The 26,995-nt window shown below is 68.4% G+C and carries 21 protein-coding genes and 2 tRNA genes; 11 read left to right on the top strand and 12 right to left on the bottom strand.

From position 1 onward, the window contains the following. The first annotated feature begins 22 nt into the window (after positions 1 to 22). Complete coding sequence (locus tag AC1DBE_RS11540) at positions 23 to 2,212, top strand: RecQ family ATP-dependent DNA helicase (RefSeq protein ID WP_476970612.1); 2,190 nt, start codon at positions 23 to 25, stop codon at positions 2,210 to 2,212. Between the two features lie 34 nt (positions 2,213 to 2,246). Here AC1DBE_RS11540 and AC1DBE_RS11535 read toward each other — a convergent pair whose 3' ends face one another. The 3 genes from AC1DBE_RS11535 to AC1DBE_RS11525 all read right to left on the bottom strand — a co-directional run bounded on the left by AC1DBE_RS11535 (position 2,247) and on the right by AC1DBE_RS11525 (position 6,426). Continuing rightward, on the bottom strand, positions 2,247 to 3,902 hold the full coding sequence (locus AC1DBE_RS11535) for a phytoene desaturase family protein (protein ID WP_476970611.1): 1,656 nt from the start codon (positions 3,900 to 3,902) through the stop codon (positions 2,247 to 2,249). Between the two features lie 122 nt (positions 3,903 to 4,024). Next, positions 4,025 to 4,112: transfer RNA gene (locus tag AC1DBE_RS11530), tRNA-Ser, on the bottom strand. Positions 4,113 to 4,194: 82 nt separating this feature from the next. Next, the gene (locus tag AC1DBE_RS11525; RefSeq protein ID WP_476970610.1) at positions 4,195 to 6,426 is read right to left on the bottom strand and encodes a prolyl oligopeptidase family serine peptidase; all 2,232 of its coding nucleotides are present in this window, start codon (positions 6,424 to 6,426) and stop codon (positions 4,195 to 4,197) included. A 74-nt stretch (positions 6,427 to 6,500) separates the two neighbouring features. Here AC1DBE_RS11525 and AC1DBE_RS11520 point away from each other — a divergent pair, with 74 nt between their 5' ends. Next, positions 6,501 to 8,468: an FAD/NAD(P)-binding protein gene (locus AC1DBE_RS11520; protein ID WP_476970609.1), complete on the top strand. Its 1,968-nt coding sequence runs from the start codon at positions 6,501 to 6,503 to the stop codon at positions 8,466 to 8,468. Here AC1DBE_RS11520 and AC1DBE_RS11515 read toward each other — a convergent pair. The 6 genes from AC1DBE_RS11515 to AC1DBE_RS11490 all read right to left on the bottom strand — a co-directional run bounded on the left by AC1DBE_RS11515 (position 8,465) and on the right by AC1DBE_RS11490 (position 17,052). Then, a complete protein-coding gene (locus AC1DBE_RS11515) occupies positions 8,465 to 8,689 on the bottom strand; it encodes a hypothetical protein (RefSeq protein WP_476879140.1) in 225 nt (74 codons plus the stop codon). The genes AC1DBE_RS11520 and AC1DBE_RS11515 overlap by 4 nt on opposite strands. Next, positions 8,686 to 10,128, bottom strand: a complete 1,443-nt coding sequence (locus AC1DBE_RS11510) for a glycosyltransferase family 2 protein (RefSeq protein WP_476970608.1) — start codon at positions 10,126 to 10,128, stop codon at positions 8,686 to 8,688. Before AC1DBE_RS11510 ends, AC1DBE_RS11515 begins: the two co-directional genes overlap by 4 nt. Before the next feature lie 215 nt (positions 10,129 to 10,343). Beyond that, positions 10,344 to 14,885, bottom strand: a complete 4,542-nt coding sequence (locus AC1DBE_RS11505) for an ExeM/NucH family extracellular endonuclease (protein WP_476970607.1) — start codon at positions 14,883 to 14,885, stop codon at positions 10,344 to 10,346. Positions 14,886 to 15,244: 359 nt separating this feature from the next. Continuing rightward, entirely contained in the window at positions 15,245 to 16,048 is an 804-nt protein-coding gene (locus AC1DBE_RS11500; RefSeq protein ID WP_476970606.1) for a VOC family protein, read from the bottom strand. Between the two features lie 154 nt (positions 16,049 to 16,202). Continuing rightward, entirely contained in the window at positions 16,203 to 16,604 is a 402-nt protein-coding gene (locus AC1DBE_RS11495; RefSeq protein WP_476970605.1) for a VOC family protein, read from the bottom strand. 10 nt (positions 16,605 to 16,614) lie between these two features. After that, positions 16,615 to 17,052, bottom strand: coding sequence for a helix-turn-helix transcriptional regulator (locus tag AC1DBE_RS11490; RefSeq protein WP_476879830.1), 438 nt, complete (start codon positions 17,050 to 17,052; stop codon positions 16,615 to 16,617). 230 nt (positions 17,053 to 17,282) lie between these two features. Here AC1DBE_RS11490 and AC1DBE_RS11485 point away from each other — a divergent pair, with 230 nt between their 5' ends. After that, positions 17,283 to 17,900: a hypothetical protein gene (locus AC1DBE_RS11485; protein ID WP_476970604.1), complete on the top strand. Its 618-nt coding sequence runs from the start codon at positions 17,283 to 17,285 to the stop codon at positions 17,898 to 17,900. 142 nt (positions 17,901 to 18,042) lie between these two features. Here the strand turns inward: AC1DBE_RS11485 and AC1DBE_RS11480 are convergent. Then, positions 18,043 to 18,130, bottom strand: a tRNA-Ser gene (locus AC1DBE_RS11480). A gap of 160 nt (positions 18,131 to 18,290) precedes the next feature. Here AC1DBE_RS11480 and AC1DBE_RS11475 point away from each other — a divergent pair. The 8 genes from AC1DBE_RS11475 (at position 18,291) to AC1DBE_RS11440 (ending at position 25,318) form a co-directional block, all read left to right on the top strand. Continuing rightward, the gene (locus AC1DBE_RS11475) at positions 18,291 to 19,274 is read left to right on the top strand and encodes an NAD(P)H-quinone oxidoreductase (RefSeq protein ID WP_476970603.1); all 984 of its coding nucleotides are present in this window, start codon (positions 18,291 to 18,293) and stop codon (positions 19,272 to 19,274) included. 140 nt (positions 19,275 to 19,414) lie between these two features. Beyond that, complete coding sequence (locus AC1DBE_RS11470) at positions 19,415 to 19,948, top strand: PadR family transcriptional regulator (RefSeq protein WP_476970602.1); 534 nt, start codon at positions 19,415 to 19,417, stop codon at positions 19,946 to 19,948. A gap of 71 nt (positions 19,949 to 20,019) precedes the next feature. After that, entirely contained in the window at positions 20,020 to 20,403 is a 384-nt protein-coding gene (locus tag AC1DBE_RS11465) for a hypothetical protein (protein ID WP_476970601.1), read from the top strand. A gap of 229 nt (positions 20,404 to 20,632) precedes the next feature. Then, the gene (locus AC1DBE_RS11460; RefSeq protein ID WP_476970600.1) at positions 20,633 to 22,942 is read left to right on the top strand and encodes a carbon starvation CstA family protein; all 2,310 of its coding nucleotides are present in this window, start codon (positions 20,633 to 20,635) and stop codon (positions 22,940 to 22,942) included. An 11-nt stretch (positions 22,943 to 22,953) separates the two neighbouring features. Next, positions 22,954 to 23,145 carry a YbdD/YjiX family protein gene (locus tag AC1DBE_RS11455; protein ID WP_476970599.1) on the top strand — a complete coding sequence of 64 codons (192 nt, stop codon included), beginning with the start codon at positions 22,954 to 22,956 and terminating at the stop codon, positions 23,143 to 23,145. A gap of 130 nt (positions 23,146 to 23,275) precedes the next feature. Then, positions 23,276 to 23,914: a bacterial proteasome activator family protein gene (locus AC1DBE_RS11450; RefSeq protein WP_476880667.1), complete on the top strand. Its 639-nt coding sequence runs from the start codon at positions 23,276 to 23,278 to the stop codon at positions 23,912 to 23,914. A gap of 7 nt (positions 23,915 to 23,921) precedes the next feature. Beyond that, positions 23,922 to 24,377 carry a hypothetical protein gene (locus AC1DBE_RS11445; RefSeq protein WP_476970598.1) on the top strand — a complete coding sequence of 152 codons (456 nt, stop codon included), beginning with the start codon at positions 23,922 to 23,924 and terminating at the stop codon, positions 24,375 to 24,377. A gap of 95 nt (positions 24,378 to 24,472) precedes the next feature. Then, complete coding sequence (locus AC1DBE_RS11440; RefSeq protein ID WP_476970597.1) at positions 24,473 to 25,318, top strand: aldo/keto reductase; 846 nt, start codon at positions 24,473 to 24,475, stop codon at positions 25,316 to 25,318. A gap of 117 nt (positions 25,319 to 25,435) precedes the next feature. On the opposite strand, the gene AC1DBE_RS11435 is transcribed toward AC1DBE_RS11440, so the two are convergent. Both AC1DBE_RS11435 and AC1DBE_RS11430 read right to left on the bottom strand, forming a co-directional pair. Further along, positions 25,436 to 26,569 carry a TRAP transporter substrate-binding protein gene (locus tag AC1DBE_RS11435; RefSeq protein WP_476970596.1) on the bottom strand — a complete coding sequence of 378 codons (1,134 nt, stop codon included), beginning with the start codon at positions 26,567 to 26,569 and terminating at the stop codon, positions 25,436 to 25,438. Positions 26,570 to 26,738: 169 nt separating this feature from the next. Beyond that, a complete protein-coding gene (locus tag AC1DBE_RS11430; protein WP_476879770.1) occupies positions 26,739 to 26,963 on the bottom strand; it encodes a hypothetical protein in 225 nt (74 codons plus the stop codon). Positions 26,964 to 26,995: the final 32 nt, after the last annotated feature.

Genomic DNA, 26,995 nt, shown 5'->3' with positions numbered 1-26,995 from the left:
CGGTGGCTGGGATACTGAAGCAATGGCCAATAACCAGAACGCTGCAGTCCTTTCCGCCGCCCACCCCGCCTCCGCCGGGGGTACCGGGACGCGGGAACAGGCCCAGGCGGTGCTGCGGGAACTCGTCGGACACCCCGACGCCGAGTTCCACGACGGCCAGTTCGAAGCAATTGAGGCCCTTGTCGACGGCGGCCGCCGGGCCCTGGTGGTGCAGCGCACCGGCTGGGGCAAGTCCGCCGTGTACTTCGTCGCTTCCCTCCTGCTGCGCCGCCGCGGCGCCGGGCCCACCCTGATTGTGTCCCCGCTGCTGGCCCTGATGCGCGACCAGGTTGCCGCCGCTGCGCGCGCCGGGGTCCGGGCCGTGGCCATCAACTCGGCGAACCAGCTCGACTGGGACACGGTCCGCGAACAGCTCGCGGCCGACGAGGTGGACGTGCTCCTTGTGTCCCCGGAGCGGCTCACCAACCCCTCGTTCCGCGAAAACCAGCTGCCGGAGCTGGTCCGTCGCACGGGGCTGCTGGTCATTGACGAGGCACACTGCATCTCGGACTGGGGCCACGACTTCCGTCCCGACTACCGCAGGATCGCGGACCTGATCACCCAGCTGCCGGACAGCGTCCCGGTCCTGGCCACCACCGCCACCGCCAACTCCAGGGTGGTCCATGACATCGAGGAACAGCTCGGCGACGGCGTGCTGACCATCCGTGGCGCCCTGGGCCGAGAATCGCTGCGCCTGGGCGTGCTGCGGCTGCCGGACTCGAGGCAACGGCTGGGCTGGCTCCTGACGCACCTGACTGACCTGCCGGGCAGCGGCATCATCTATACCCTCACGGTGTCAGCGGCCGAAGACACCGCCAGGCTCCTGGCCGAGGCCGGCCACAACGTCCTGGCCTACACGGGCCGGACGGACCCCGCGGACCGCGAGCGGGCCGAGCAGCTGCTCAAGGACAATGAGGTCAAGGCCCTGGTCGCCACCTCCGCCCTCGGCATGGGCTTTGACAAGCCGGACCTTGGATTCGTGGTGCACCTCGGAGCGCCGTCGTCCCCGGTGGCCTACTACCAGCAGGTCGGCCGTGCCGGCCGTGGCGCCGCAAACGCCGACGTCCTGCTCCTGCCCGGCGCCGAAGACCGGGACATCTGGCAGTACTTCGCCACCGCTTCCATGCCCTCTGAGGAAAAAGCGGCCGCCGTCCTGACCGCCCTCGCCGAGGCGGGCACCGCGGTGTCCACGGTGGCGCTGGAGGCCCGCGTGGACCTGCGCCGGACGCCGCTGGAACTGCTGCTGAAGGTCCTGGCCGTGGACGGGGCAGTCGAACGCGTCGGCGGCGGGTGGCGTTCCACCGGCCAGCCCTGGACCTACGACGCCGAGCGGTACAGCCGGATCGCCGAGGCCCGGGTCGACGAGCAGGACTCGATGGTGATCTACCAGGACACGGCGGGGTGCCGGATGGAATACATCACCTCCGTCCTCGACGACGAAACCGCCGCGGCCTGCGGACGCTGCGACAACTGCGCGGGCCGATGGTTCCCGGCCGACATCGCCGCCGACGCCACAGAGGCGGCAGGCGCCACACTGAGCCGGGCCGGGATGCTGCTGGAACCGCGGCTGCAGTGGCCCAGTGGCATGGACCGCCTGGGCGTGAATGTGAAAGGCAAGATCAAGCCGGAGGAAAGCCTGGCCAATGGACGTGTCCTGGCCCGCCTGACCGACCTTGGCTGGGGCGGGGCGCTGCGGGAGACCTTCGCCGCGGGCGCCCCGGACCGGGCCGTGGACCCGGGGATGCTGCGCGCCTGCGTGCAGGTCCTGCGCGAGTGGGGCACCGGTGACGCACGGACCCCGGGCTGGAGCGGCGCCGGCCGCCCGGCCGCGATCGTGAGCATTCCGTCCCGCGGGAAACCGGAGCTGGTGGAGTCGCTGGCCCGGGGGATCTCCGAGATCGGACGGATCCCGTACGTGGGTCAGCTGCAGCTGGCCCACGGCGGACCCACAGGCGGCCGCGGCGGAAACAGCGCCTACCGGCTCGCGGGGGTCTGGGAACGGCTGGTGGTCGGACCCGAACTCGCCGCCGCCCTGGAGGGGATCCGGGGCCAGAGCGTCATGCTGGTGGACGATCTCGTGGACAGCCGCTGGACCGTCACCGTCGCCGGGCGTGCGCTCCGGCAAGCGGGGGCCGGGGCGGTGCTCCCGCTGGTCCTCGGCCAGGCAGGCTAGGCGCCGGCCCGCCGGGCGCGGGCCGGCCGTGCCCCTAGGCGCCGACCGTGGGGTCCGACTCCAGGACAGCCATGGCGGCGTTGTGCCCGCCGATGGCACTGACAGCCCCGCCACGGCGGGCGCCGGAGCCGCACAGCAGGATCTGCGGGTCGTCCGTGGCCACTCCCCAGCGCTGTCCGGGCGTGTCCAGCGGCGCGTCGTCCTCGAGGAAGGGCCAGTCGAGGCCGCCGTGGAAGATGTTGCCCCGGGGCATCCCTACGGCGCGCTCGATGTCCAGTGTGGTCTTGGTTTCGATGCACTTCCTGCCGTCCGGACCGGTCAGCAGCAGGTCCTCCACCGGCTCGGCGAGAACACTGTTGAGCGACCGGAGGACGGCGGCCTCCAGCTCAGCCCGGCGCTCGTCGTTGTTCTGCTCGGTAATGAGCCGGTCCGGAACGTGCAGTCCGAACACCGTGAGCGTCTGCACGCCGGCCGCCTGCAGCTCGGGGGCGAGGATGCTCGGGTCGGTCAGTGAATGGCAGTAGATCTCACACGGCAGTGGCTCCGGGATTGTTCCCGCCGCGGCACTGAGGTACGCCGCATCCAGCTGGGACCACGTCTCGTTGATATGGAAGGTGCCGCCGAACGCCGCTTCGGGGCTGACCGAGCCGTCCAGCAGCCGGGGCAGCCGCTTGAGCAGCAGGTTGACCTTGACCTGCGCCCCCTCGCGGAGATGATTCGGGTTCCACGCCGGTTGCGGGACCGCGGCGGGGTCCTTCCCGGGAGCCTCCGCGCCCGCCCCGGCCCGGCCCGCGGTGCGCAGCCGGTCCAGGACCACCGGGGCCACGTTGGACAGGACCCACGGGGCAGAGACGGAGTGAAGTTGCCCGCCGTGCCGGTAATCAACAACACCGCCCGGCCGGACGGCGGTGACCTCGGCCGCCGTCAGGATGGTGGTTCCCGCCTCCCGGGCGGCGCGTTCCAGCTCTCCGGACACCGCGCCCATCCCGCCCACGGGAACGTCCCAGTCGCCGGTGCCGCCGCCGATCAGGTGGTAGAGGAAACAGATGTTCTGCTGCAGGTCGGCGTCGTCGGCCCGGGAGAAGGTGCCAATGAGGGCGTCGGTGAGCACAACGCCGCGGACCAGGTCGTGCCCGAGCGCCCGGCTGATGCCGTGGCCCACCGGCTGTTCGATCATGTTCTCCCACGCCTCGGCGGCTCCGGCACGGACGGCGAGGTCCCGGGCCTCGGAGCGGGTGGGCAGCGGGGCGGTCATGGTGGGCCAGAGTGCCCGCGTGAGCTTTCCGCAGCCCGCGTAGAAATCGTTGAAGGCCTTGAACTCATCCGCGGACGCGCCGACGGCGGCGAACGAGGCGGCGGTGGACGCGGCGTCCTCGTTGTCGATGAGCAGTGCCCGGCCGGGGTTGCCGGGATCCGGGGTGTAGGAGGAGTACCGCCGCCTCGCCAGGGTGATCTGCAGGCCGAGGTCGTCGATGACCTGCCGGGGCAACAGGCTCACCAGGTAGGAGTAGCGCGAGAGCCGGGCCTCAACGCCGTCGAACGCCTGGGCAGATACGGCAGCGCCGCCGGGCTGGTCCAGTTTTTCCAGCAGCAGGACGTTCCGTCCGGCCCGGGACAGGTACGCTGCCGCGGCGAGGCCGTTGTGGCCGCCGCCGAGGATGATCGCGTCAAACGCGTGGTTGGTCGACATGGGCCCATCCTGCCATCCGGCCCCGCCGCCGCGGCCCAGGCCCGGCCGAAAACGCAGCGGACCCCGGCAACGCGAGAAACCCGGGAACGCAAAAGGCCCCGGTCCAGGACCGGGGCCAAACGCGGAGACGGGGGGATTTGAACCCCCGGTGGAGTTGTGCCCCACACTTCATTAGCAGTGAAGCCCATTCGGCCGCTCTGGCACGTCTCCAATTGCTATTACTAGCCAACCAAGGATACGCAGAAGGGGCCATGCAGTGCAAAACGGTCGGCGGGTGCGTCGGTTCCCGGGCTCAGGCGGCGCTGCCGGCGAGGGCTCGCCACAGGAAATGCTGGCTGCGGCTCTGCAGGGCCGCGGCCTGGCGGTTGTCTGAGGCTCCCGCGTGGCCGCCCTCGAGCGCCTCGTGGAACCAGACGTTGGGGATGCCCATGGCCTGCATGCGGGCCGCCATCTTGCGGGCCTGCACCGGACCCACCCGGTCATCCGAGGTGGCCGTCCAGATGAACGTTTCCGGGTACTCCACCCCGTCGCGGAGCAGGTGGTAGGGCGAGAAGGTCCGGATGAACTCCCACTGTTCGGGCACATCGGGGTCGCCGTATTCGGCAATCCACGAGTACCCGGCGGAGAGCTTGCTGTACCGGCGCATGTCCAGCAGCGGCACCCCGCACGAGACGGCCCCGAACAGTTCCGGGTACTGCGTCAGCATGTTTCCCACCAGCAGCCCGCCGTTGGAGCCGCCGACGCAGCCGAGGCGTTGGCGGGACGTTACGCCGCGGGCTATCAGGTCCTGCGCGACGGCGGCGAAGTCCTCGTAGGCGCGGTGCCGCTTCTCCTGCAGCGCGGCGCGGTGCCAGGACGGGCCGTACTCGCCGCCGCCGCGGATGTTCGCCACGACGTAGACGCCGCCCCGGCTGTGCGGCGCGGCGCCCTCGGCGCCCGCCGACTCCTTCGTGCGGCGTTCCAGCCAGGCCCGGCCGACGGCGCCGCTGTACGCCGGCGTCCGGGAGATCTCGAATCCGCCATAGCCGGAGAGCTGCGTCGGGTTTTGCCCGTCGAGCACCAGGCCTTTGGCGGCAATCTGGAAATAGGGCACCCGGGTGCCGTCCTGCGACACGGCAAAGTGCTGCTGGACCTCGTAGGCGTCCTCGTCGAAGAACGACGGCGAGGTCCGGACCACCTCGTGCGAGCTGACCACCCCGTCCACCCCCGCACGGGTGAGCGTGCCGCGGGTCAGGGTGCTCGGCGTCGCGAATCCGGTGGCGACGAGCCAGAAGTCGTTACCCGCCCCGCTGCCGGCGTCGTCGGCGTCGTCCTCGTCATCCACGGCGTAGGCGTTGACGTCATGCAGCGGCGGGCAGGCGTCCAGGACGGTGGATGCCCACGCGACGTCGGAGCCGGGCCGCTCCGGGTCCAGTACCCGGATCTCGGAAGAGACGTCCCGGAGCAGGTTCAGCAGCAGGAAGTCCCGCGTCCAGCTCCAGGATTGCAGCGAGGTGTGCTCATCCGGGGTGAACAGCACGGACAGTTCCCGGCTGCCGGCCAGGAAATCCTCGAAGCCGGCCGCGAGTAGCGAACCGGCCGGGTAGGTGGTGCCGTCAACGTCCCAGTCGGACTGGGGCCGGAAGAGCAGCCACTCCCGGTGCGAACTGAGGTTGACGTCGTTGGGCACGTCGATGTCCAGCCAGTCGCCGTCGCGCAATACCGAGGTGCGCTTTTCGAAGAAGCTGATCCAGTCCACGGCGAAGGTGCGTTCGAAACCAGGGGTCGAATCGTGCGCCAGGAGGGCCATCATGTGGTCCTCAGGGATCTCGAAGAGCCGTTCGGCGGAGGCCAGCGACTCGCCGCGGCGCAGCCGCACCCCGGTCCGGGCGTATGAGGAGCTGGTCCGCGGCAGACCCGCGGCGGTGCTCGCGACCAGCAGCGTGTCGGCGTCCAGCCAAGAGACGTTGCCCTTCGCCGTCGGCAGGTCAAAGCCGCCCTCCGCCGGGTCAACAAAGCTGCGGGTCTCGACGTCGAACTCGCGGTAGCGGTTCGCATCGCCGCCGTCGGGAGACAGCGCCAGCAGGGCACGCCGGTGCGGCTGCCCCTCCGCGGGACGGAGGAAGCTGGCGCCGTGGAAGACCCACTCCTCGCCCTCCGCCGCGGCGAGCGCGTCCACGTCCAGGAGCACCTCCCAGTCGGGGGACCCGGCCCGGTAGCTGTCCCAGTCGGTCCGGCGCCACAGGCCCTTGGGATTCCCGCGGTCCTTCCAGAAGTTGTAGTACCACTGGCCGTGTTTGCCCACCATGGCGATCCGGTCGGTGGAGTCCAGGACCTCGAGGATCCGGCCTTCGAGCTCGCCGTACTCGGCGTCCTCCAGCAGTTCCTCGGTGCGGGCATTTTGCTCACGGACCCAAGCCAATGGCTGTTCGCCGTAGATCTCCTCCAGCCAGATGTTCTCGTCGACGGGTTCGGGAGCGGTGCCGGAGGAGGCCCCGGAGAGCTCGCCGGACGCGGTGGGATACTCAGCTGAAGAGGTGGTCATGGGCCCATCCAAGCAACACCAGCGCCGGGCAGGCAAGTCAAGGCGGCGGCCCGGATGCGGATACTCTGGATGCCGTGGGCACATCGCAAAGCATCCGGACGGCATTGATCGGCGCCGGACCCCGGGGCACCAGCGTGCTGGAGCGGCTGCTCGCCAACTGGGAGCCCGCCACCCCGGAATCCACCCTGCACATCGACGTGATCGACCCTTATCCTGCCGGGCCGGGCCATGTCTGGCAGCCGGGCCAGTCCAGGCTCTACCTAATGAACACACAATCTTTCTACCCCACGGTGGTGCCCGAAAACCCCGAGCTGGCAAGGCCGCTGGCGGGCTGCACCTTTGACCAGTGGCGCCACCGGCAGCGGCGGGACCCGCATCCGGCGCTCACCGCCGAGGAGCGCACCGAGCTGGCCGGGCTGGATTCCGCTAACTTCCCCAGCCGCGCCCTCTATGGCCGGTATCTGCGCTCCACCGTGGAGGATCTTCTGGCGGTGCTGCCCGCCGGGGTGAGCGTTGACTTCCACCAGACCACCGCGACGTCGGTCCGGCGGGCGCGGACGCGTCCGGACGCCGGGTTCGACGTCGGGCTCGCGGACGGTACCGCGCTGAACGTCGGGTCCGTAGTGCTGGCGCTCGGGCACCTGGAATCCAGGCTCAGCCCGGAGCAGCGTGAGCTGCAGTCGGCGGCACAGGACCTGGGACTCACGTACCTGCCTCCGGCCGCGCCGGCCGACGTCGACTGGTCAGTGATCCCCGCCGTCCAGCCGGTTCTGGTGCGCGGCATGGGCCTGAACTTCTTCGACGTGATGGGCCAGCTGACCGAGGGCCGCGGCGGCAAGTTCCTCCCGTCGCCGGACGGTGAGGGCCTGGAATACCTGCCGTCCGGGCGCGAACCGTTCATCATCGCCGCGTCACGCCGCGGGACCCCCTACCGGGCGAAGGCGACCCTCGCCGGGTACTACCCGTCGACGGTGTCACTGCGGTACTTCACCGGGGAGGCGCTAGCCCGGTTCACTGCCGCAGGCATCCTCCCCGCCTTCGACCACGACCTCTGGCCCCTGCTGCACCGGGACGTTATCTGGGCCTACTACTCCACCCTGGCGCGGTCCCGTCCGGACGCTGTGGGCGCGGATCCGGCAGGTTTCCTCGCCGGTCTGGAGGAGGCCCTGCACCCGCACGCCCACTCCACCGTCAAATGGGAGGATGCCGCCGCTGAGGTGATCGGCGCGCACGTGGACCCGGCCCACCGCCTGGACCTGCTGGGCCTGGCCGCACCGCTGGCCGGCCGGAGCTTCCCCGCGCGGGCGGACCTGGACGCCGCCGTCGTCGACTACCTGCTCGACGACGCCCGCCGCTCCGCGCTCGGCGAGGACGACCCCGTGAAGATGGCGATCGGTGCCCTGCACCATGGGCGGGCGGTACTGAAAACGGCCGTGGCCGACGGCGGGATCACCGACGAGTCGTGGGTCGCCGGGCTGCGCGGCTGGTTCGAGTCGTTTGTCGAAGGGCTCGCCAGCGGCCCGCCCGCCCTCCGCGCCGAGCAGCTCGCGGCCCTGGTCCGTGCCGGGGTGGTCAGCTTTGTGGGCCCCGACCCCAAGTTCGACGTCGACCGGAGGAACCGGACCTTCACCGCCGCCTCGCCCTGGGTGGCCGCGGATAGCGGCGGTGCAACCGTCGAAGCCTCCGTGCTGGTGGAGGCCCTGGCGCCGGCCAACCGCGTGGCTGTCAACGCCTCACCCCTCCTGGAGCAGCTCCTAGCGGACGGTGTGGTGCGTCCGCGGCTGATGATGAGCGTCGAGGGCATTCCTGTGCAGAGTTCCGGGCTGGATGTTGTCCCGCACCCGTACCGGCCGGTCGGCGCGAACGGCTCGGTCTCCGAGGGTGTGTATGTGCTGGGGCTGCAGCTTTCCGCGGCGCAGTGGGGCACGGCCATCGCCGCCGAGGCCCGTCAGCAGGACGGGCCGGTCTATCCCAGCGGCCAGCGCACCCTCCACGATGCTGACGAGATCGCCCGGGACATCCTGCGTCCGGACGCGCCCTAGTTCGCGGCGTCGGGGTGGATGCTGCGGGTTTCCGAGCGTTCGTTCCGGTTCCGGATCCAGTCGGACGGGTGCACCTTGGGCAGGATCTTCGCCAGCGCCAGGGCGGCGTACATCACGGTGTTGATCGCTACGAAGGTGGCGAGGATGGCGAACCACTGCGAGTGCAGGAGGTCTTCGGGGAACAGGATTCCGGCCGGGACAACGACGGCGGTGATGGTCATGAGCGTTCGGCCCCCATGGCTTCGCGTGGTTTGACGTGTGCGACGTGTTTCCAGCTGGCGGTCCGGCCGAGCGAGATGTCCGCGACACCCTTGAGGTAGACGACGTTGAGGAACATGTCGAAGAACAGTTCCGGGAACAGGGTGACGGCCAGCAGCCGGGCACGCCAGCCGCCCTGCCATACCGTGGCGACGCGTTCGACCATAAACAGGCCGCCCAGCCCCAGCCAGAACGGGAACCAGACCCACGTGTCCAGGGAGAAGACCATGAGGAAGATTAGCAAAAGATAGGACCCCAGCGCGATGACGCCGTAGCCGATCCCCAGCTGCTGGGCCCAGTACCGGAGGGTCTGCGGGGTGATGCCGTAGGCGCCGATGTTTTCCAGGGCCCCGCGCTGCCAGCGCAGCCGCTGCGACCAGAGGGTCCGCCAGCTGGGCATCAGCTCGGTCACCACGGTGCACTGTGCCGGCGAAATCATGAGCCCGCCCAGCGACTTCAGCGCGATCGTGAGCTCGTTGTCCTCGGTCAGCGCGGCGGTGTCGTACACATCGCCCGGGGCGCCGGGAATGGACACGCCGCGGCTCTCCGCCACGGTCCGCAGGGCCCGTGAGCGGAACATCGATGCGGTCCCGGTCAGCACAAACACGCGGCCGCGGCGCCGCCCGATTTCCCGGCTGTAGCGCAGGTATTCGTTGCGCTGGAACTGGCCGATCAGTCCGTGGCCTTCCTCGCCGTAGAACAGGCCGCCCACCGACATCAGGGCCCGGTCGTTGGTGAAGCGGTCCACCGCGGCGGCGAGGAAACCGTCGTCGAGCCGGGTATCGGCGTCCATGACCATCACGACGTCGTTGTCGCCCAGATCGGGGAGCAACTCCTTGAGGACCTGGTTGAGCGCGCCGGCCTTCTTCTGCGTGTTGCCGACGGATTCGATGACCTCGACGCCGGCCTCCCGGGCGAGGGACACCGTGGCGTCCGTGCAGTTGTCGGCGACGACGATGACGCGGTCGGGGCGGCGCGACTGCTCGAGGAGGGACGCGACCGTCAGGGGCAGCGATACTTCCTCGTTGTGGGCCGGGATCAGCACGGTGACGCGGATGGGGCCGGCATATTCACCCCGGGTCGCTGCCATCACCACGCGCGGCGCGAGCGGGCCGGTGAGCGGGTTCGCGGAACGCCGGGAGCGGTTGGCGATGCGCCGGTCCACGGTGGCGACGCCGGCGGCCAGGAGCAGTGCCATGGCGATGGCGGCCAGGATGATGCGGGGCGCGGGCGCATCCGTGTTGTAGAGGATGCTCCAGAAACCGAAGAAGAGGCCGTGGGCGGGGGACTCGCTGAGCGCGGGGCCGCCGGCGGCGACGGCGAACCACAAAAGCGCGGCCGCACCGCCTGCGGTCAGGGCGATAAAAATGCCGACTGCGCGGTTAAATCTCCCTTTTCGCATGCGCAATGATATCAACGCCCCCACAGGTCCCACCAGTCCCAGCGGCACCGCGACGGTACGTGACGGGACCTGCGGCCTCCTGCGGCGCCTGTCCTGCACCGCGCCGCACAAAAAATGAGCATGCCCGTTCCCCGGGCCGGGCAGTGGACATTTACGCATTGTGTCCACCGCTCCGGCCAGGGGAGGGGCATGCTCATTCCTGGCAGGCTAGGCGCTTAGCCCCGCAGGCACTTCTGGTACTTCACCCAGGCGATCGTGTACTTGATCCACCCGGCGAAGTCGTACCACTTGGTCGGCGGGACAGGCGCCGTGCACTTCGGCGGAACCGGGGTGCTGGCGGCGACGTTTACTGCGGCCTTTACCACGGTGCCGGATTCGACGGCGGTGAGCACCAGGGTGCCCGTTCCGGCGGCGGCACCGGCAGGCACCTTGACGTTCACCGTGGCGGCGCCGGCGGTGACCGGGATGCTGCCCAGGGCGGTGACCGTCCCGGCGGCGTCCGTGAATTCGGCCCGCAGCGAGGCGTTGGCCGGGCTGCCGAGCGAGGTGAGGTCCAGCTTGGAGACCGCCAGGGTGATGGCGTCCCCGCCCTTGACCTCGGCTGCGGTGGTGTTCACCACGGCCACGGAGCGGCGGGCGAAGTCCGGCGAGACGGGGTTGTGCGCCTGCAGGTACTTGATCCACGCGTCCCGGTCCACGAGGCCGGAATCCTTGGTCCCGGTGCCTTCCTTGAAGATGCGGAAGTTGTCGCCGCCTGTGGCCAGGAAGTTGAACGTCCCGATCCGGTAGGACTTCGCCGGATCAATCAGGGCACCGTTGATGCGGATTGCGGTGATCCGGTCGCCCGCGGCACGGGCGGCGTCGTAGGTGTAGTTGATGTTCTTGGACAGGCCCAGCTGCTGGTAGGCGCGGCTGGGGACCGTGCCGTCCGGGTTGGTCTGCCACTGCTGCTCGAGCAGCGTCTTGAACTGGGCACCGGTCAGCGACGTGGTCCAGAGGTTGTTCACGAACGGCAGGACCGCGTTGGCCTCGGCGTAGGTGACGGTGCCTTCGGGTGCGTAGTAGAGCTCGTTGCGCAGCCCGCCGGGGTTGACGACGCCGATCTCTGCGCCGCCGAGTTCCGGCGCCTTGAGGGTGTCCACCAGCGAGTCGGCCACCAGGTTGCCCAGGGTGGACTCGCTGGAGCGGTCGTCGCGGACGGCCGGTGAGCCGCCGAACGCCGTCGTGATATCCGCGGTGACCTTGCCGATCGGCTGGTTGCCGATCGCGGCTGCGTCCGCGACGGCCTTGTCCACGATGGCCTTCACTGCGGCCACCCGGGGGTACGCGGCAACCAGGTCGGCCGCCGGGTCCGTGCTGCGCTTGACGTTGGCAGCCTTGTAACCGGTGACCGCCATCGTCTTGGTGTCGACGGTGAGCTGGATCTGGCCGATGAACTCGCCGTAGTTGCCGGTCTGGACGATCGGACGGGTCTTGCCGGTCGGCTGTCCGGCGGCATCCAGGACGGGGGCGTCCCACGCGTACTGCTTGTGGGTGTGGCCGTTGAAGATCGCGGCGACATCCGGGGTGACCTTCTGGACCATCTTGGCAAAGGGGCCGCCGGCGGCCACTTCCTGCTCCAGGGTGGCGCCTTCGGGGGCGCCGGAACCGGCGCCGTCGTGGTTCTCGACGATGATCACGTCGGCGAGCTTGCCGGCCTTGATCTTGGCGGCGACACGGTTGATGGCGTCCACAGCGTCACCGAATTCAAGGTCAGCGATCCCGGACGGGGTGACCAGGGAGGGCACTTCCTGGGTCACGGTGCCGATCACGGCCACCTTGATCCCGTTCATGTCCAGCACGGTGTATTCCGGCAGGGCCGGCTCGGTGGTGCCCTTTTTGTAGACGTTGGCGCCGAGGTAGGGGAACTTGGCGTTGCTGCCGCCGGCGACCACCCGGTCACGCAGGTCCGCCCAGCCGCCGTCGAACTCGTGGTTGCCCACGGCCGAGGTGCGCAGCTCCAGCGCGTTCAGCACGTCGATGGTCGGCTGGTCCTTGGCGACGGCCGACGCGAACAGGGACGCGCCGATGTTGTCGCCCGCGGAGAGGAACGCGGTGGCGCCGGGGGCCGCGGCGGCCCGGAGCTTTTCGATCGTTCCGGCGAACTGCACGGTGTTTGAGTCGATGCGGCCGTGGAAGTCGTTGATGCCCAGGAAGTTCAGCTCGACGCTCGCCGGGGTGAGAAGAAGGTTCAGGCCCACCACCACGGGATCGTGGTCGCTGGCACGGAACTGGTCCGGTGCGTAGTAGTTGGTGACGTTGTTGTTGTAGCGGCTGTATTCCAGTGCCACAGATTCAACCGAGTTGATGTTCCAGATATCCGCGCCGGTGACGACGGCGTTGGCGGCCGGCGAGGCGAGGATGTGGTCCAGTGACCCCACGAGCCCGCCGAAGAGGTACGAGTGCTTGGCGTTCCCGTCGGCGGTCTTGGCCTTTTCGTCCTGGTTGACGTACCCCGCGGCCGTGAGGACGTTGATGGGGTCTTCCTTGGCGTAGGAGTTGAAGTCGCCGATCAGGAACACTTTGTCGGTGCCCTTGGATTTCTGGAGTTCGTCGGAGAAGGCCAGCAGGGACTTGGCCTGGGCGGTGCGGGCGAGGTTCGAGGCGCCCTGGCCCTTGTCCGTGTCGTCCGGAGTCGCGGCCGAACCCTTGGACTTGAAGTGGTTGGCGATCGCGATGAACTTCTTGTCATCGCCCGCGCCGACCGGCTTGAAGACCTGGGCCAGCGGCTTGCGGGCACTGGCGAATGCGATGGTGTCGTTGTGGATGATGGATTCGCCCACCGGCTCGGCGGCGGCTTTTTTGTAGATGAAAGCAGTGCGGATCATGTCCTCGTCAGCCAGCGGGGGAGCGTTGGCCGGAGTACGGACGTAGTCCCAGATGCCGGGGGTGGCGATGTTGAGCGCGTCCACCAGCTTGGCCAGGGCATCGTCCCGGTTCTTGCCGAACTGGGCCGAGTTCTCCACCTCCATGAGGGTGACGACGTCGGCGCCGGACTTGGCGATGGCCGCCACGATCTTGTCCTGCTGGCGCTTGAAGTTCTCAGCGTTGGCCGCGCCACGGACGTCGCAGCCGCCCTTGACGGTGATCGGGTTCCCGGCTCGGTCCGTGTAGAAGGTGCAGCCGGGGATTTGATCGCCGGTGGTCGGGAAGTAGTTCAGGACGTTGAACGAGGCCAGCTTGAGGTTGCCCCCGACGGCGGCCGGAGCGTCCGCACGGGTCGCGCCGAAGCCGGCCGGCTGGACGGTGTCCGCGTTCTCGGCAGTCAGCTGGGTCAGCGGCTGGAACTTCCAGGAGTTGTTCGCGTAGCTGAGCACCACGTTGGTCTTGAAGGTCACCGGCGCGCCGACCCGGACGTGATCCGCCGTGGTCAGGTACGGCAGCGTCTGGGCCTTGGTGGTGGCGTCCTTGAGGAAGTTGGTGCTGGCGCCGTCGTCGAGCTTGATGCCGCGTGCGGCGTTGGCCGCAACCGTGGCGGTGTAGTCCGCCGAACCGTAGGGGGCGACGGCGGTGGGCTGCTCCAGCGCGGTGGTGCCGCCGGCCAGTCCGATTTCGCCGTACTGGTTCAGGGAGAAGTTGTCCGCGACCGTGACGGCGCCCTGCGGCGTCAGCAGCATGCCCTCCAGGGATTCGCGGAAAGCCTCGTCGGCAGGGAGGCTAAAGCCCGTGGGCTTGACCTCCGGGGCGGCATCAGTCAGTTTCGTGACCCCGGCCGCGGCGGCGACATTGAGTTGGGTCATGCCGTAGTACTCGGCGACGTCACCGGTGACTTCCACGTAGTCGCCGATCTGGACCGACGCGACGGCAGAGGGGGCGTAGACGAAGATCGCGTCCGACGACGTGTGGTTGGCCGGCGTCAGGTCGCCGCCGGTGCCCGGGGTCTGGAGGTAGAAGCCTGCGAAGCCGCCGGTCGGGAAGGCCGCGGTCACCTTGCCGCGAGTGGTCAAGGCCGTTCCGGCGAGCGGGCTGGCCGTGCCGGTGCCTTGGATTTCGGCGATGGTCTTGGCGGCCGGGGGTGTGCCTGGGCCCGGATCTACCGGTCCGGGATCGGCGACGCCGTTGGCGGCCTTGGGGGTGATGGTGGCGTTGAGCGTGAAGTCGGCGGCGTTGGTGTTGCTGTCCGTGCCGCCGTTGCGGTTCATGCTCTTGACGTCCGTATTGCCCGACGGCGGTGTTGCGGCCCGGGTTTCGAAGGTGTTGGAGGTCCCGTAGCCGAGGAGGTCGGCAACGTTCGCGGGCTCGACAACCGAGCCGGTGGCAAGCTCACCCAGGGCTGTGGCCTGTTTGGCCAGGACGATTGTCCCGCCCGCGCCCGCGGGGTTGAAGCCGGCGGCGGTGGCGTCGGCGGCGGGCAGGTCCAGCCCGGCGGTGCCGTTGCTTCCGCCCTTGAGCAGGTAGTACCCCTTGGCGGGGATGCTGCCGGCGAGGGCCGCCGTTGTGCTGGGGGCTGCGGCGCCGGTGGCGGAGCGGTACTGGATGGACCAGCCGTCCAGCGTAACCGGGGCATCCGAGGTGTTGTACAACTCGACGAACTTGTTCTTGTAGGCCGCTCCGGCGCTACCGCCGCTCAGGTACGCCTCGCTGATGACCACTGGCGATGTTCCGGCGGCTGCCGGTGAGGCCTCCAGTGCGGCGGCCGGCACGGCCGTCAGCGGCGCTGCGATGAGCCCCGCGGACAGCGCAGTGCCCAGCGCTGTTTTCCAAGGTGTGATTTTCATCCGCTCTAACTCTCATTAGGGTGCCCGGGTAAGGGCTGGGTGCGATGTCCGGGATAAGGCCCGCGGACCGGCCGGTCTGCTCCTGGTCAAGCAGATTCCGGCACAGCAAAACAGAGGTGAATGAACACAAGGTGGATTGCATGCGCATTCGGCGGGACGGCCCCCAGCGGACCGCCTCGCAGCCGTTGCGGGGCCCAACAAGGGGGCCCCAGCGACGGTGTTGGTAGAGCTCTTCTGACTGCCCCGGCCTTCCCCCGGCCCGGGCAGTCAAAAGAATACCGGCCAGTAGCCGCTTGGGAAGCGGATGGCCGGTATTTCTTACAGCAATTTTTCCAAAGGATTTATGAAAGCGCCGGGTCCTAGGCGTTTTCGTTGCGCGAGCCCTCCGGAGCGGTCTCGGCGACGATCTTGAACATTGCCCCCGTGGGATCGCTCAGTGTGGCGAGCCGGCCGAACGGGGTGTCCTCGGGGGCCTGGATGACGGTCGCCCCCAGCGACACGGCCTGGGCCGAGGTCGCATCCGCGTCCTGGACGGCGAAGTACACCTGCCAGTTGGAGGGCACCTCGGCGGGGAGGTAGCCCGAGGCGTCCATGATCCCGGCCTTGGCGGCGTTTCCGGCGCCCAGAGTGGTGTAACGGAACTCCGGGGTGTCGCTCATAACGTCCGTGTCCCAGCCGAACACGTCCTGGTAGAACTTCACCGCTGCGGGGTAATCCTTGGTGTGGAGTTCGTGCCAGGCGGGAGCGCCGGGCTCGGCAGCGAGTTCGAAGCCCTTCATCTCGTGCGGCTCCCAGATCCCGATCGAGGCGCCGGTGGCGTCGGCGAACATCGCCATTTTGCCCTGCTCCGGGACGTCCATGGGCTCCATGTAAACCTGGCCGCCGTGGGCCTTCACGGCATCGGCAGTCGCGGCCGCGTCATCGGCGCGCAGATAGGTGCTCCACATATCCGGGAAGCCGGCCTGCTCCGCCATCTTCTGCATCACTCCGGCGACGGTCTTACCGTTCTTGGAGGCCATGATGTAGCCCCCGTACTTTTCCTCGTCGCCGGCTTCGAAGGTCCAGCCGAAGAGTTCGCCGTAGAACTTCTTCGCCTGCTCGGTGTCCGAGGTCATGAGGTCGATCCAGCACGGTGCGCCGGGGGTGATGTCGGGTTTCGGCATGGTGGGCTCTCCTGCTTCTGGGCGGTCCGGCCGGGTCGCCGGCGGCCGCTCACTGATGGGTGGGTCAGACAAGGACGACCCTATGCCCGGGGTCCGACCGTTTCAACGGGTATGCCGACATGCCCCCCTCCAGGGAGCGGCTGGTCGCAGCCGGTCAGCCCTGGTTGAAGCGGACCATGTTGCCGGAGGGATCCCGGAACGCGCAGTCGCGCGGACCCCACGGCTGGACGATGGGCTCCTGCAGGACCTCCGCCCCGGCTGCCCGAACCTTCTCGAAGGTGGCGTCCAGGTCGTCGGTACGGAACACGATGATGGGCAGGACGCCTTTGGTGAGCAGCTGCTGGAGCGCGTCGCCGTCGTCCTGGGAACGGCCGGCATGCGGGGGCGAAAGCACGATCTCCAGGTCGGGCTGGCTGGTGCTGCCCAGGGTGATCCAGCGGTGCCCGTCGGAGCCGACGTCGTTGCGTACCTCCAGCCCGAGAACGTCGCGATAGAAGGCGAGCGACTCGTCGAGGTCGTTGACAGTGATGTGTGCGTACTGCAGTGAAATGTTCATAGTTCACACGCTAGGCGCGGGGGAGTGGCGGCGCTTCTTCGATCCTGCTCGGTTTCCGCGGCGGCCGTGTGTGTTGCCGGGCGACGCAGGGCGGCATGGCCTTCGCGGCGCGGTGCTCCAGGTCGCGGTAGGCGCTCGGCGTCATCCCCACCACCTCGGTGAACCGGGAACTGAAAGACCCGAGGGACGTGCACCCGACCTCCATGCACGCCTCGGTCACGGAGGCGCCGTCCCGCAACAGCGCCATGGCACGCTCGATCCGCCGGGTCATGAGGTAGTTGTAGGGCGTCTCGCCGTAGGCGGCTTTGAACTGCCGGGAAAAATGGGCCGGGGACATCAGCGCCCCGGCCGCCATCGTGGGCACGTCCAGCGGGCGCGCGTAGTGGCGGTCGATCAGGTCCCGCGCCCGGCGCACATGGGCCAGGTTGGCAAGCTCCTGTGGTGTCATGCCGAAATTCTAACCCTCACCTGGTGTGTCCGGACCGGCGAAAAAGTGTCCCATCCGGCTGGCAACTTGGGGGAAAAGCCCGCAAGCTAGACAGGGGGTAACCACGGGGAGCAGACCGCGCTCCCTCCGCAAAGGAAGGCCCCGCCATCCCAGGACCAAAACGGCCGCCCAACCCGCTCCTCCGCAAATATCTCAAGTCCGGCCAGCCCGCGGGGGGCCGCGCCAGCGCCGTGGGCGAACTCAAACCGGTAGCGCCGGCCGCCTGGCGGGACGGGATGCCGGTCCTGGGCCACGGCCAGGTCTACGTCATGAAATACGGGCACGAGTTCCACACCCGGTGGTGCGGATCGGTAGCGGACAAGTGGGCCTCGGCGCCGCGCGGCCTTCTCGTGACGATGCTGGCCGACGTCGGGGAGCGCACCCGCTGCCCGGAGTGCAGCCGGTCCGCGGCCGCGGCGTCGTCGGCAACCCGGAAAGCATCCCGCCACCGCGGCTCCGCACCGGACGCGCCCGCCCCCGACGCCTCGACGCCCAACCTCCTCATCCCGCTGACCGTCGTGGGGCGCGCGCACGGCATCCTGTATCTCGGGGCTCCGGCAGGCAACCGGGAACTGCTCGGGAATACCGCGGTGGAGCCGGCCACCCCGCTGCTGGTCAACGGGCGCCGTGACGGCACGTTGGTGCGGGTGGACATCAGCAGGGATCAGCCGCTGCTGGTGATCCAGATGGATCCCCGCGCCATTTTCCGGGACGGCCCCTACCAGGTGCGCCTGCGGCCTCCGCTGCGGCGCTCGGCGACGAAGCCGTATGCGGTGGAGCTGGTCGAACCCGCGGAGCCCTCCGCCTGACGGTGGTCTGCGCTCCGGGAGGCGGGAAACCGGGAGGCGGGAAACGGGAAGCCGGGCTCCGGGAGGGACGGGAAAGGCCGGCCGGAGCAACCTTGCGATTGCCCCAACCGGCCCCTCAACCGCGCAAATCATTGCGCGTCCGCGGAAGGTAAGAGATTCGAACTCTTGGTACGGGGTTACCGCACACTGGTTTTCAAGACCAGCTCCATCGGCCGCTCGGACAACCTTCCCTAACGAGTAGTCTTTCATAGCCGGTAGGCAGCCACAAAAAAGCGGCGGCGCTCGCAGACGCTGTCCGTTGGGGCCCCTACTCTGGAAACGGGTGCTGCCTGTGCCGCGTGCATCGGGCGCCCTGCCCGCAAGAAATCAGTAAGGAATCGGGAGTTCTCCATGAAGGCTGTCTACATCTCAGAGCCCGGCGGTCCGGAGGTCCTGGAACTTCGGGAGGTCCCGGCACCGGTGCCCGGTCCCGGCGAGGTGCTGATCGACGTCGTTGCCGCCGGGCTCAACCGGGCCGACGTGCAGCAGCGTATGGGCTTCTACCCGCCTCCTCCGGGTGCCTCCGAGGTCCCGGGACTCGAAGTGTCCGGGCGGATCGCCGGGTTTGGCCCGGGGGTTACCAAGCCGTTCTCCGTCGGGGACAAAGTGGTGGCGTTGCTGGCCGGCGGCGGCTATGCGGGCCAGGTTGCGGTTCCGGCCGGGCAGGTGCTGAGGATTCCCGACGGCGTAGACCTGGTTACCGCTGCGTCGTTGCCGGAGGTCGCGGCCACTGTCTATTCGAACCTGGTCATGACGGCCCAGCTCCAGGCAGGGGAGACCGTGCTCGTCCACGGGGCCACCGGCGGCATCGGCACTATGGCCATCCAGCTCGCCAAAGCCTTGGGCGCCCGCGTGGCCACCACAGCCGGCTCGGCCGAGAAGGTCGGCACCGCGAAGGCCTTCCTCGGCGCCGATATCGCCATCAACTACTCCGAGGAGCACTTCCCGGACAGCCTTCGCGAACAGAACGGCGGGAAAGGCGCGGACGTCATCCTCGACGTCGTCGGCGCCAAATATCTCGGCCAGAACGTCGACGCGCTGGCCGACTACGGCCGGCTGGTCGTGATCGGGCTGCAGGGCGGCACCAAGGGGGAGCTGGACCTCGGCCAGCTGCTCCGGAAGCGGGCTGCCATTATCGCGACTTCACTTCGGCCCCGGCCCGTGGAGGAGAAGACGGTCATAATGAACGCCGTCCGTGACGCCGTCTGGCCCTTGCTGGCGGACGGGCGGATCCACCCTCTGGTCGCGAAGACTTTCCCGCTGGACCAGGTCCAGGCCGCGCACCGCTACTTCGACTCCGGTGAGCACGTGGGCAAGGTACTTCTGGTCATGTAGCAGGATGTGACCAATGGCATGCGCGGTCCGGCATATCTATGCGGGTCTCCGGGGCAAACGACGATAGTGTGATTCCATACGGGGTATACACGCGTCTTGGGGCGCGTGTATACCATCGTCCAGCTACCCTCGGGAGCACCATGTCTATCCGCCACAGCCTTCTCGCGCTGCTGCAGGACCGGCCGCGCTACGGGTATCAGCTCAGGACCGAATTCGAGGACCGCACCGGTTCGTCCTGGCCCCTCAACATCGGGCAGGTCTACACCACCCTCGAACGGCTGGAACGCGACGGTCTCGTGCAAAAAGACGGCGCGGACGGCGAGGGCCACGTCGTCTACAGCATTACCGCCGCCGGCGTCGCCGAGGCCCGGGACTGGTTCCGGGCGCCCGTGGGCCGTACCAGCCCGCCCCGCAACGAGCTCGCCATCAAACTGGCCCTCGCACTGACCCTCCCGGACGTCGACGTCGGCGCACTCATCCAGGCGCAGCGGGCCGTCTCGATCCGGGCCCTGCAGGAGTACACCAAAGCGCGGCGCGAGAGCGTCGTGCACCCCCGACCGGCGGACACCGCGAAGCTCCTGGTCCTCGACTCGCTGATCTTCCAGACCGAGGCCGAGGTGAGGTGGCTGGACCTGTGCGAGGCCCGCCTGATGCAGCTCACCGGCCCGGCCTGAGCGCCCCACCGTCGGCTGAGTTGGGTAAATTTGGATCCTCAGAATGACGTCCTAGGAGGTGCTCGGTCGTAGTGAAATCAGGACAGCGCGACCGACGGAGCCTGTTGCGTCTGCTTGCGGACAAGGAATTTTGGGAACCGCACGGCCGCCTTGGCGTGATCACCAAGGGTGACTACTCGAACCGACTGATTCTCTTCTATCCGGAACATACAAGCGGTTATTGGACTGAAGTCGTTAGTTCGTCGCCGGAAGATGGCCCCCTCGACTCGTACATCGTGGCGGACTACTACGCTGCCAACGTCTTTTGGGAGTATCAGGTTGTTTGGCTAGCCAGAGGGAACGAGGAAACCGCCTTGGAGGAACTGATTTTCGGGTGGCGTCAGGAACTCCATCCGCCACGGCCAACTTTGAGGCAATCGGCCCAGGAACTGATGCACCAGATCCGCGGGAAGTAAATTGGCTGCGTGATACGCCCGGTCAGGTTGACGTTGGACGGCCCGCCTGATGCAGCTCACCGGCCCGGCCTGAGCGCCCCATGTGACGCCGTTCACCGCGGCCAGTGCGCCGCTCAACGAGCCGTATGGCAATGCGGCCGCGGTGACAGGCCCAACCGATCACGGCGTTGATAGGGTGCCATGGGCGGATCCGACTGCTGATCGGCCACGGGTTTCTCAAGGAGGAGACATGGGCACAGTGCCAGATCGCGGGCCAAGCACCGCGCAACTCGACGACGCCGACGACGGCCTCACGCCGGTGCCGGGGCTGCCGGCCACCGCCGTCGACGAGTCCGTCCGAGACGCCGAAGAGCGCAAGTGGACCCCCACCAAAATCGCCCTCTGGGTAACCATCGCGCTGCTGGGCGGAGTCGCCTGGTTTATGCTCGCGATCGTCCGCGGCGAGACCGTCAACGCCATCTGGTTCGTGTTCGCCTCGGTCTGCACCTACCTGATCGGCTACCGGTTCTACTCCAAGGTGATCGAACGCTACATCACCAGGCCCAACGACCGCCGCGCCACCCCGGCCGAGTACAAGGCGGACGGCAAGGACTATGTCCGCACCGACCGCAACGTCCTGTTCGGCCACCACTTCGCCGCCATCGCCGGCGCCGGACCCCTCGTGGGCCCGGTCATCGCGGCCCAGATGGGTTACCTGCCCGGCACCATCTGGATCATCATCGGCGTCGTCCTTGCCGGCGCCGTCCAGGACTACCTCGTCCTCTTCTTCTCCATGCGTCGCGGCGGCCGTTCGCTGGGCCAGATGGCGCGTGAGGAACTCGGTGTGATCGGCGGTACCGCGGCCCTCGTCGCCACCTTGCTGATCATGGTGATCATCGTCGCCATCCTGGCCCTCGTTGTGGTCAACGCCCTCGGCGAGAGCCCCTGGGGTGTGTTCTCCGTCGGCATGACCATTCCGATCGCCCTCTTTATGGGCGTCTACCTGCGCTACCTTCGCCCCGGCAAGGTTATGGAAGTCTCGCTCATCGGCTTCGTGCTCCTGATGGCCGCCATCATCGGCGGCGGCGCCGTGGCCGGCACCGAATGGGGTGCCGCGTTCTTCCACCTGGACAAGGTCACCATCGCCTGGGGCCTGATCATCTACGGTTTCATCGCCGCGATCCTGCCCGTCTGGCTGCTCCTGGCCCCGCGCGACTACCTCTCCACCTTCATGAAAATCGGCGTGATCGTGATGCTGGCCCTGGCCATCATCGTGGTCCGGCCCGAGATCACCGTCCCGGCCTTCAGCGAGTTCGCGTCCCGTGACAACGGCCCCGTCTTCTCCGGAGCCGTCTTCCCGTTCCTGTTCGTGACCATCGCCTGCGGCGCCCTCTCCGGCTTCCACGCCCTGATTGCCTCCGGCACGACGCCGAAGCTGATCGAGAAGGAACGCCAGACGCGCCTGATCGGCTACGGCGGCATGCTGATGGAATCCTTCGTCGCCATCATGGCGCTCGTGGCGGCCATCTCGATCGACCGCGGCATCTACTTCGCCATGAACGCCCCCACGGCACTGACCGGCGGAACCGTGGAAACGGCCGCCCAGTGGGTCAACAGCCTCGGCCTGGCCGGCGTTAACATCACTCCGGATGTCCTGGCGCAGACCGCCAAGGACGTCGGGGAGCAGAGCATCATTTCCCGGTCCGGCGGCGCGCCCACCCTCGCCGTCGGCCTCGCCCACATCATGCAACAGTTCATCGGCGGGACCGCCATGATGGCGTTCTGGTACCACTTCGCGATCATGTTCGAGGCGCTCTTCATTCTGACGGCGGTCGACGCCGGTACGCGTGTCGCCCGCTTTATGCTGCAGGACTCGATCGGCAACTTCGTTCCGAAGTTCAAGGACCACTCCTGGCGGCCCGGGGCGTGGCTCGCCACGCTGGTGATGGTGGCCGCATGGGGGCTGGTGCTGCTGATGGGCGTCACCGACCCGCTGGGCGGCATCAACACGCTGTTCCCGCTCTTCGGCATCGCCAACCAGTTGCTCGCGGCCATAGCCCTGTCCGTGGTGCTCGCGATCGTGGCCAAGCGCGGCACCTTCAAGTACCTCTGGATCGTGGCGCTCCCGCTGGCCTTCGCCGCCGTCGTGACCATCACAGCGAGCTTCTACAAGATCTTCTCGCCGGTCCCCGCCGTTGGATACTTCGCCAATAACGCCGCCTTCGCCAAGGCGCTGGCGGACGGCAAGACCTCCTTCGGTACGGCCAAGACGCAGGCCGCCATGGAAGCCGTGGTCCGCAACACCATGATCCAGGGCTTGCTATCGGTGATCTTCGTGGTGCTGAGCATCATCGTCATCATCACCGCACTGATCGCGACGGCGAAAGCTTTCCGTAACGCCTCGGCCGGGATCGCCAACGTGGAGTACGAGGATCCGGCCCAGCCGTCCCGCGTCTTCGCGCCGGCGGGCCTCTTCCCCACTGCTGCTGAGCGGGAGCTCGGCGCGGAGTGGAAGAACCTCCCGGCCGACCAGCGGCTCGAACACTCCGCCCGGCACTGACGGTTGCTGCCATGAACGCCCTCGTCGCGGGTCTCCGGAGCGTTGCTGATTATTTCAGTGGCGTCTTCGGAGCTGACGCCTACAAAAAGTACCTGGAGCACCATCAGGCATCCGGCCATGACGGCCCGCCCCTGACCGAGCGGGCGTTCTGGCGGGACCACACGGACCGGCAGGACAGCAACCCCCAGGGCCGCTGCTGTTGATCAGCCGCCGGCCCGAAGGCGCCGCCGGGAACTCCACGTTCCCGGCGGCGCCTTCCGCTGTTCCGGCGCCGGCGGCCACGGGGAGTCATGCACGCCCGCACGCCGTTGCCGCCCGTGAGAGTATGAAGCCATGAGCGATCCGATCGACACTCACTCGGCCGATGAAACCGCGATGGAGGGCGTCACCTCGTCCGCTGCGGTCCAGGACGCAGCGCCGGCCGGGAGCGGGCAGGGCCGGCAGGACCCGCGCAGCCGGGCGAGCCATTTGCAGGACCTGGTGGATCAGCCTGCCAAGGTGATGCGGATCGGCACCATGATGAAACAGCTGCTGGACGAAGTGAAATCCGCCCCGCTGGACGACGCCGCCCGGGTGCGCCTCGCGGAAATCCACGAACGCTCCATCAAGGAACTCGAAGACGGCCTCGCGCCGGAGCTGGTGCAGGAATTGGAACGGATCCATCTGCCGTTTCCCGCGGACGGAACCCCGTCCGACGCGGAGCTGCGGATCGCGCAGGCCCAGCTGGTCGGCTGGCTCGAGGGCCTCTTCCATGGCATCCAGACGGCCATCGCGGCCCAGCACGCCGCCCGCGAGCACGCGGCGGCCCAGTTGCAGCTCCGCCAGCTGCCGCCGGGAACCATGATCGCTCCCGGCGTGATCATCGGGGAAAACGGCGAGCCACAGCGCGCCGCCGAGCCGCAGCCCGGGGCCGATCCCTCCCAGCCCGCCAAACCCGTAGACCCGGACCACGGTCCGGGCCAGTACCTCTAGGACACCGTTGGGATTCTTCAGCGCCGCACGGCAGGGCCGCAGGGACGACGCCGAACTCGGCAAGGGGCTGTGGCGCCGCGCCCACGACCGGTTTGTCCGAGGACTGGACCGCTACCACCAGGTCCTTGAGGGGGTCGAGGACGAGGCCCTCTACGCGGAACTGGTGGAGATCGCCAACGAGCTCTCGGCTTTGGCCGTCCGGGTGCGGCAGATCTGCGTGGAAGCGCAGCGCCGGTCGCCAAGTGATGGCCTGGACATCCCCGGTGCCCTCGCCGGCGTCCACCGCTCACTGTCGACGGCGGGCAACTCGCTTGCCATGACGGCGGAAGCGGCCGCGATGCTCCGCCTCGCCGTCGGACCGGTGCCCGTGGGCGCGGCATCGGTCCGCCGTCGGGCCGAATCGGTGGTGGAACACATTGACGACGCCGAACGAAGGCTCGCGGAAGCGGCGGGAAACGGCTGACTCCCGGCGGCCGGCGGCGTTATTCCGGGTTAAGCGCCTAGCTTAGTAGTCCCGAATCACTGGTCTGACAGCCTGCAGGTTGGCAGGATGGTCCAATGACTTCTTCACCGGAACTGACATTCAATGACGGCAACACGATCCCGCAGCTGGGCTACGGGGTGTGGCAGGTTGAGGACGACGTCGCCGAAAAGGTGGTTGTCCAGGCGTTCGAGGCCGGTTTCCGGCACATCGACACCGCCAAGATCTACGGAAACGAAGACGGTGTGGGCCGCGCCATCAAACGCTCGGGCCTCAAGCCGGAGGAAATGTTCATCACCACCAAGCTGTGGAACGCCGACCAGGGCTACGAGTCGACCCTCGCAGCGTTCGAAAAGTCCATGGAGCGCCTGGGCCTCGAAACCCTGGACCTGTACCTGATCCACTGGATGCAGCCCAAGCAGGACAAGTACGTGGACACCTGGAAGGCGCTCATTGAGCTCCAGAAGCAGGGACGGGTGAAGACCATCGGCGTCTCGAACTTCACCAAGGAAGGGCTGCAGCGCCTGATCGACGAGACCGGCGTTGTGCCGGCGATCAACCAGATCGAACTGCACCCGTTCTTCAACCAGGCCGAGCTGCGCGAATTCAACGCCTCCAAGGGCATCCTTACGCAGGCCTGGTCCCCGCTGGGCCAGGGCGGCGAGCTGCTGGAGAGCCCCGTCATCGCCCAGATCGCCGCCAAGCACAACGCCACGCCGGCTCAGGTGGTCATCGCCTGGCACCTCGCGATCGGCAACGTTGTGATCCCCAAGTCCGTGACCGAGTCGCGGATCCGCGAGAACTACGCCGCCCTGGACGTCACCCTCGACGAGACCGACGTGCAGGCCATCAACGGCCTGGACCGGACTGCCGAGGGCGCCGGACGCATTGGTCCGGACCCGGCGGTTTCCGACTTCGCCTAAGCACGTTCCTGCCCCGGCGCACTTGCCGGGGCGACCGGAGGAGCGGTTCGCGACCTGTGGGTCGTGGACCGCTCTTTCGTTTGAGTGTGCCGGCCCGTGGCGGCCCGCCGGGTCCCGCTACCCGCCGGGTCCCGCACCGGGGCCGCAGGGTGCGATGTCCGCTGCGCCCTCTGCGGCGTCGGAGAGGGCCCGGATCCTGGCGATGAGTGCCCGCGTGGTGGCGTCCTTCTCCAGTTGGGCGTAGACCGGGGCCGCCGCGGCTTCGAAGGCCGCGACCTGCTTGTCCGTGGCCGTGACAACCGTGCCCCCGTGCTGGCAGTAGGCGGCCGCCTCCTCCGCGGTGTGGATCATGGAGCCGGTTACGGCTGCCCGGGTTTTGGCTGTTGCCTCGAGCAGGATCCGCCGGTCGTCGGCGGCCAGCCGGGTATAGGTCTTGGAGTTGATCACCAGCGAGTTGACCTTCACGTACAACGGCAGGTTCCCGGCCGTGGTGCTGGGCCGCGGGAAAGCGGCAGCCCGCGTGAAGGAAGACTCGGCGGCCCGGACCGTGCCCTTGGCGAGGGCGTCAGTAAAGAGCTGCCCCGCCAGGGTTTCCGGAGTCGCGCCCAGCGCCTTCAGGGTTGCATAGCCGGTGCTGGAGCGCGGAGCACGGACAACTTTTCCGGCGAGCTGGGCCGGTGTGGCCACCGGAGCTCCGAAGGCAAAGAGCATCCTCGGGCCGTCGGGAAGCAGCGCGAGGCCGGTGAGCCCGACCGTTTTGAGCCCCGCCATCATGCTGCCTGCGATCTCAGGCTCGACCATCTTCGCCAATGCCTGGTCGGAGGCCTGCAGGAAGGGGGCAGACAGTGCCGCGAAGGACAGCACCCCCTCGGATTCCCACGTCCGGGTGGGAACCAGCGCCATGTCGAAGTCGCCGCCCTCGGTGGACTGGGCGACGGCCTGGTCCCAGGCGCCGGATTCGTCGGCCGCTGCCTTCAGCACCAGCTCAATCCGAAGCCGCCCGCCGGAGACATCCTTGACCTGGCGGGCGAATTCGTTGATCTGGGCTGCGGACCGCCCGTCGGGTCCGCCGGCGGTAGCGAGGGTCAGGACCGTCGCGTCGTCGGACGACTGCTGCCCTCCCTGGACGGTGTTGCTGGCAGGCGCGCACCCGGCCGCGGCGAAGAGGAGAGCGCCGGCCGCAGTCGCTGCACCCCAGCGGGCCCGTGCACTGCTGCGGTCTGGGGGCTTGCGGCGCCGCGGTGGCTGCATGGTGGCCTCTTTCGGGAAATGCCTTCATTCCGAAAGTACTCCTCCGGCCGCCGAGCCAAAAGGGCCGGTCCGCACCCTGCGGACACCGATGCCGGCCCGCACAAGAGGCCGCGCTGTCCGGCAGGGTGCCCCCTCCCGTAGCCGGGGGCCCGCAAGCCGGTCGCCGGCCTTAGGCGGCCGCCCGGCCCTCCATCGGACGGATGGCGTCAACGATCGCCCAGCCGTCCTCGCCGAGGAGGCGGCGGCTGGCGAACCGCTCCGCATCAGCGGCATCGTCGAAAGCTTCGGTACGGACCCGGCCGCAGTCCGTGTCCAGGTAGGTGACCTCCCAATACACGGCCGCTGACGTGGCGGCGGCACCTGGGGCTGCTGCAAATTCCTGATGCTGTTCCATGGCTTAAGTCTGCAACCGGGGTGTGACAGTCA

The organism is Arthrobacter sp. 10T416, from assembly GCF_056394165.1.
Note: the sequence above shows the minus strand (reverse complement) of the source record. Positions and strands in the feature narration are given on the sequence as shown.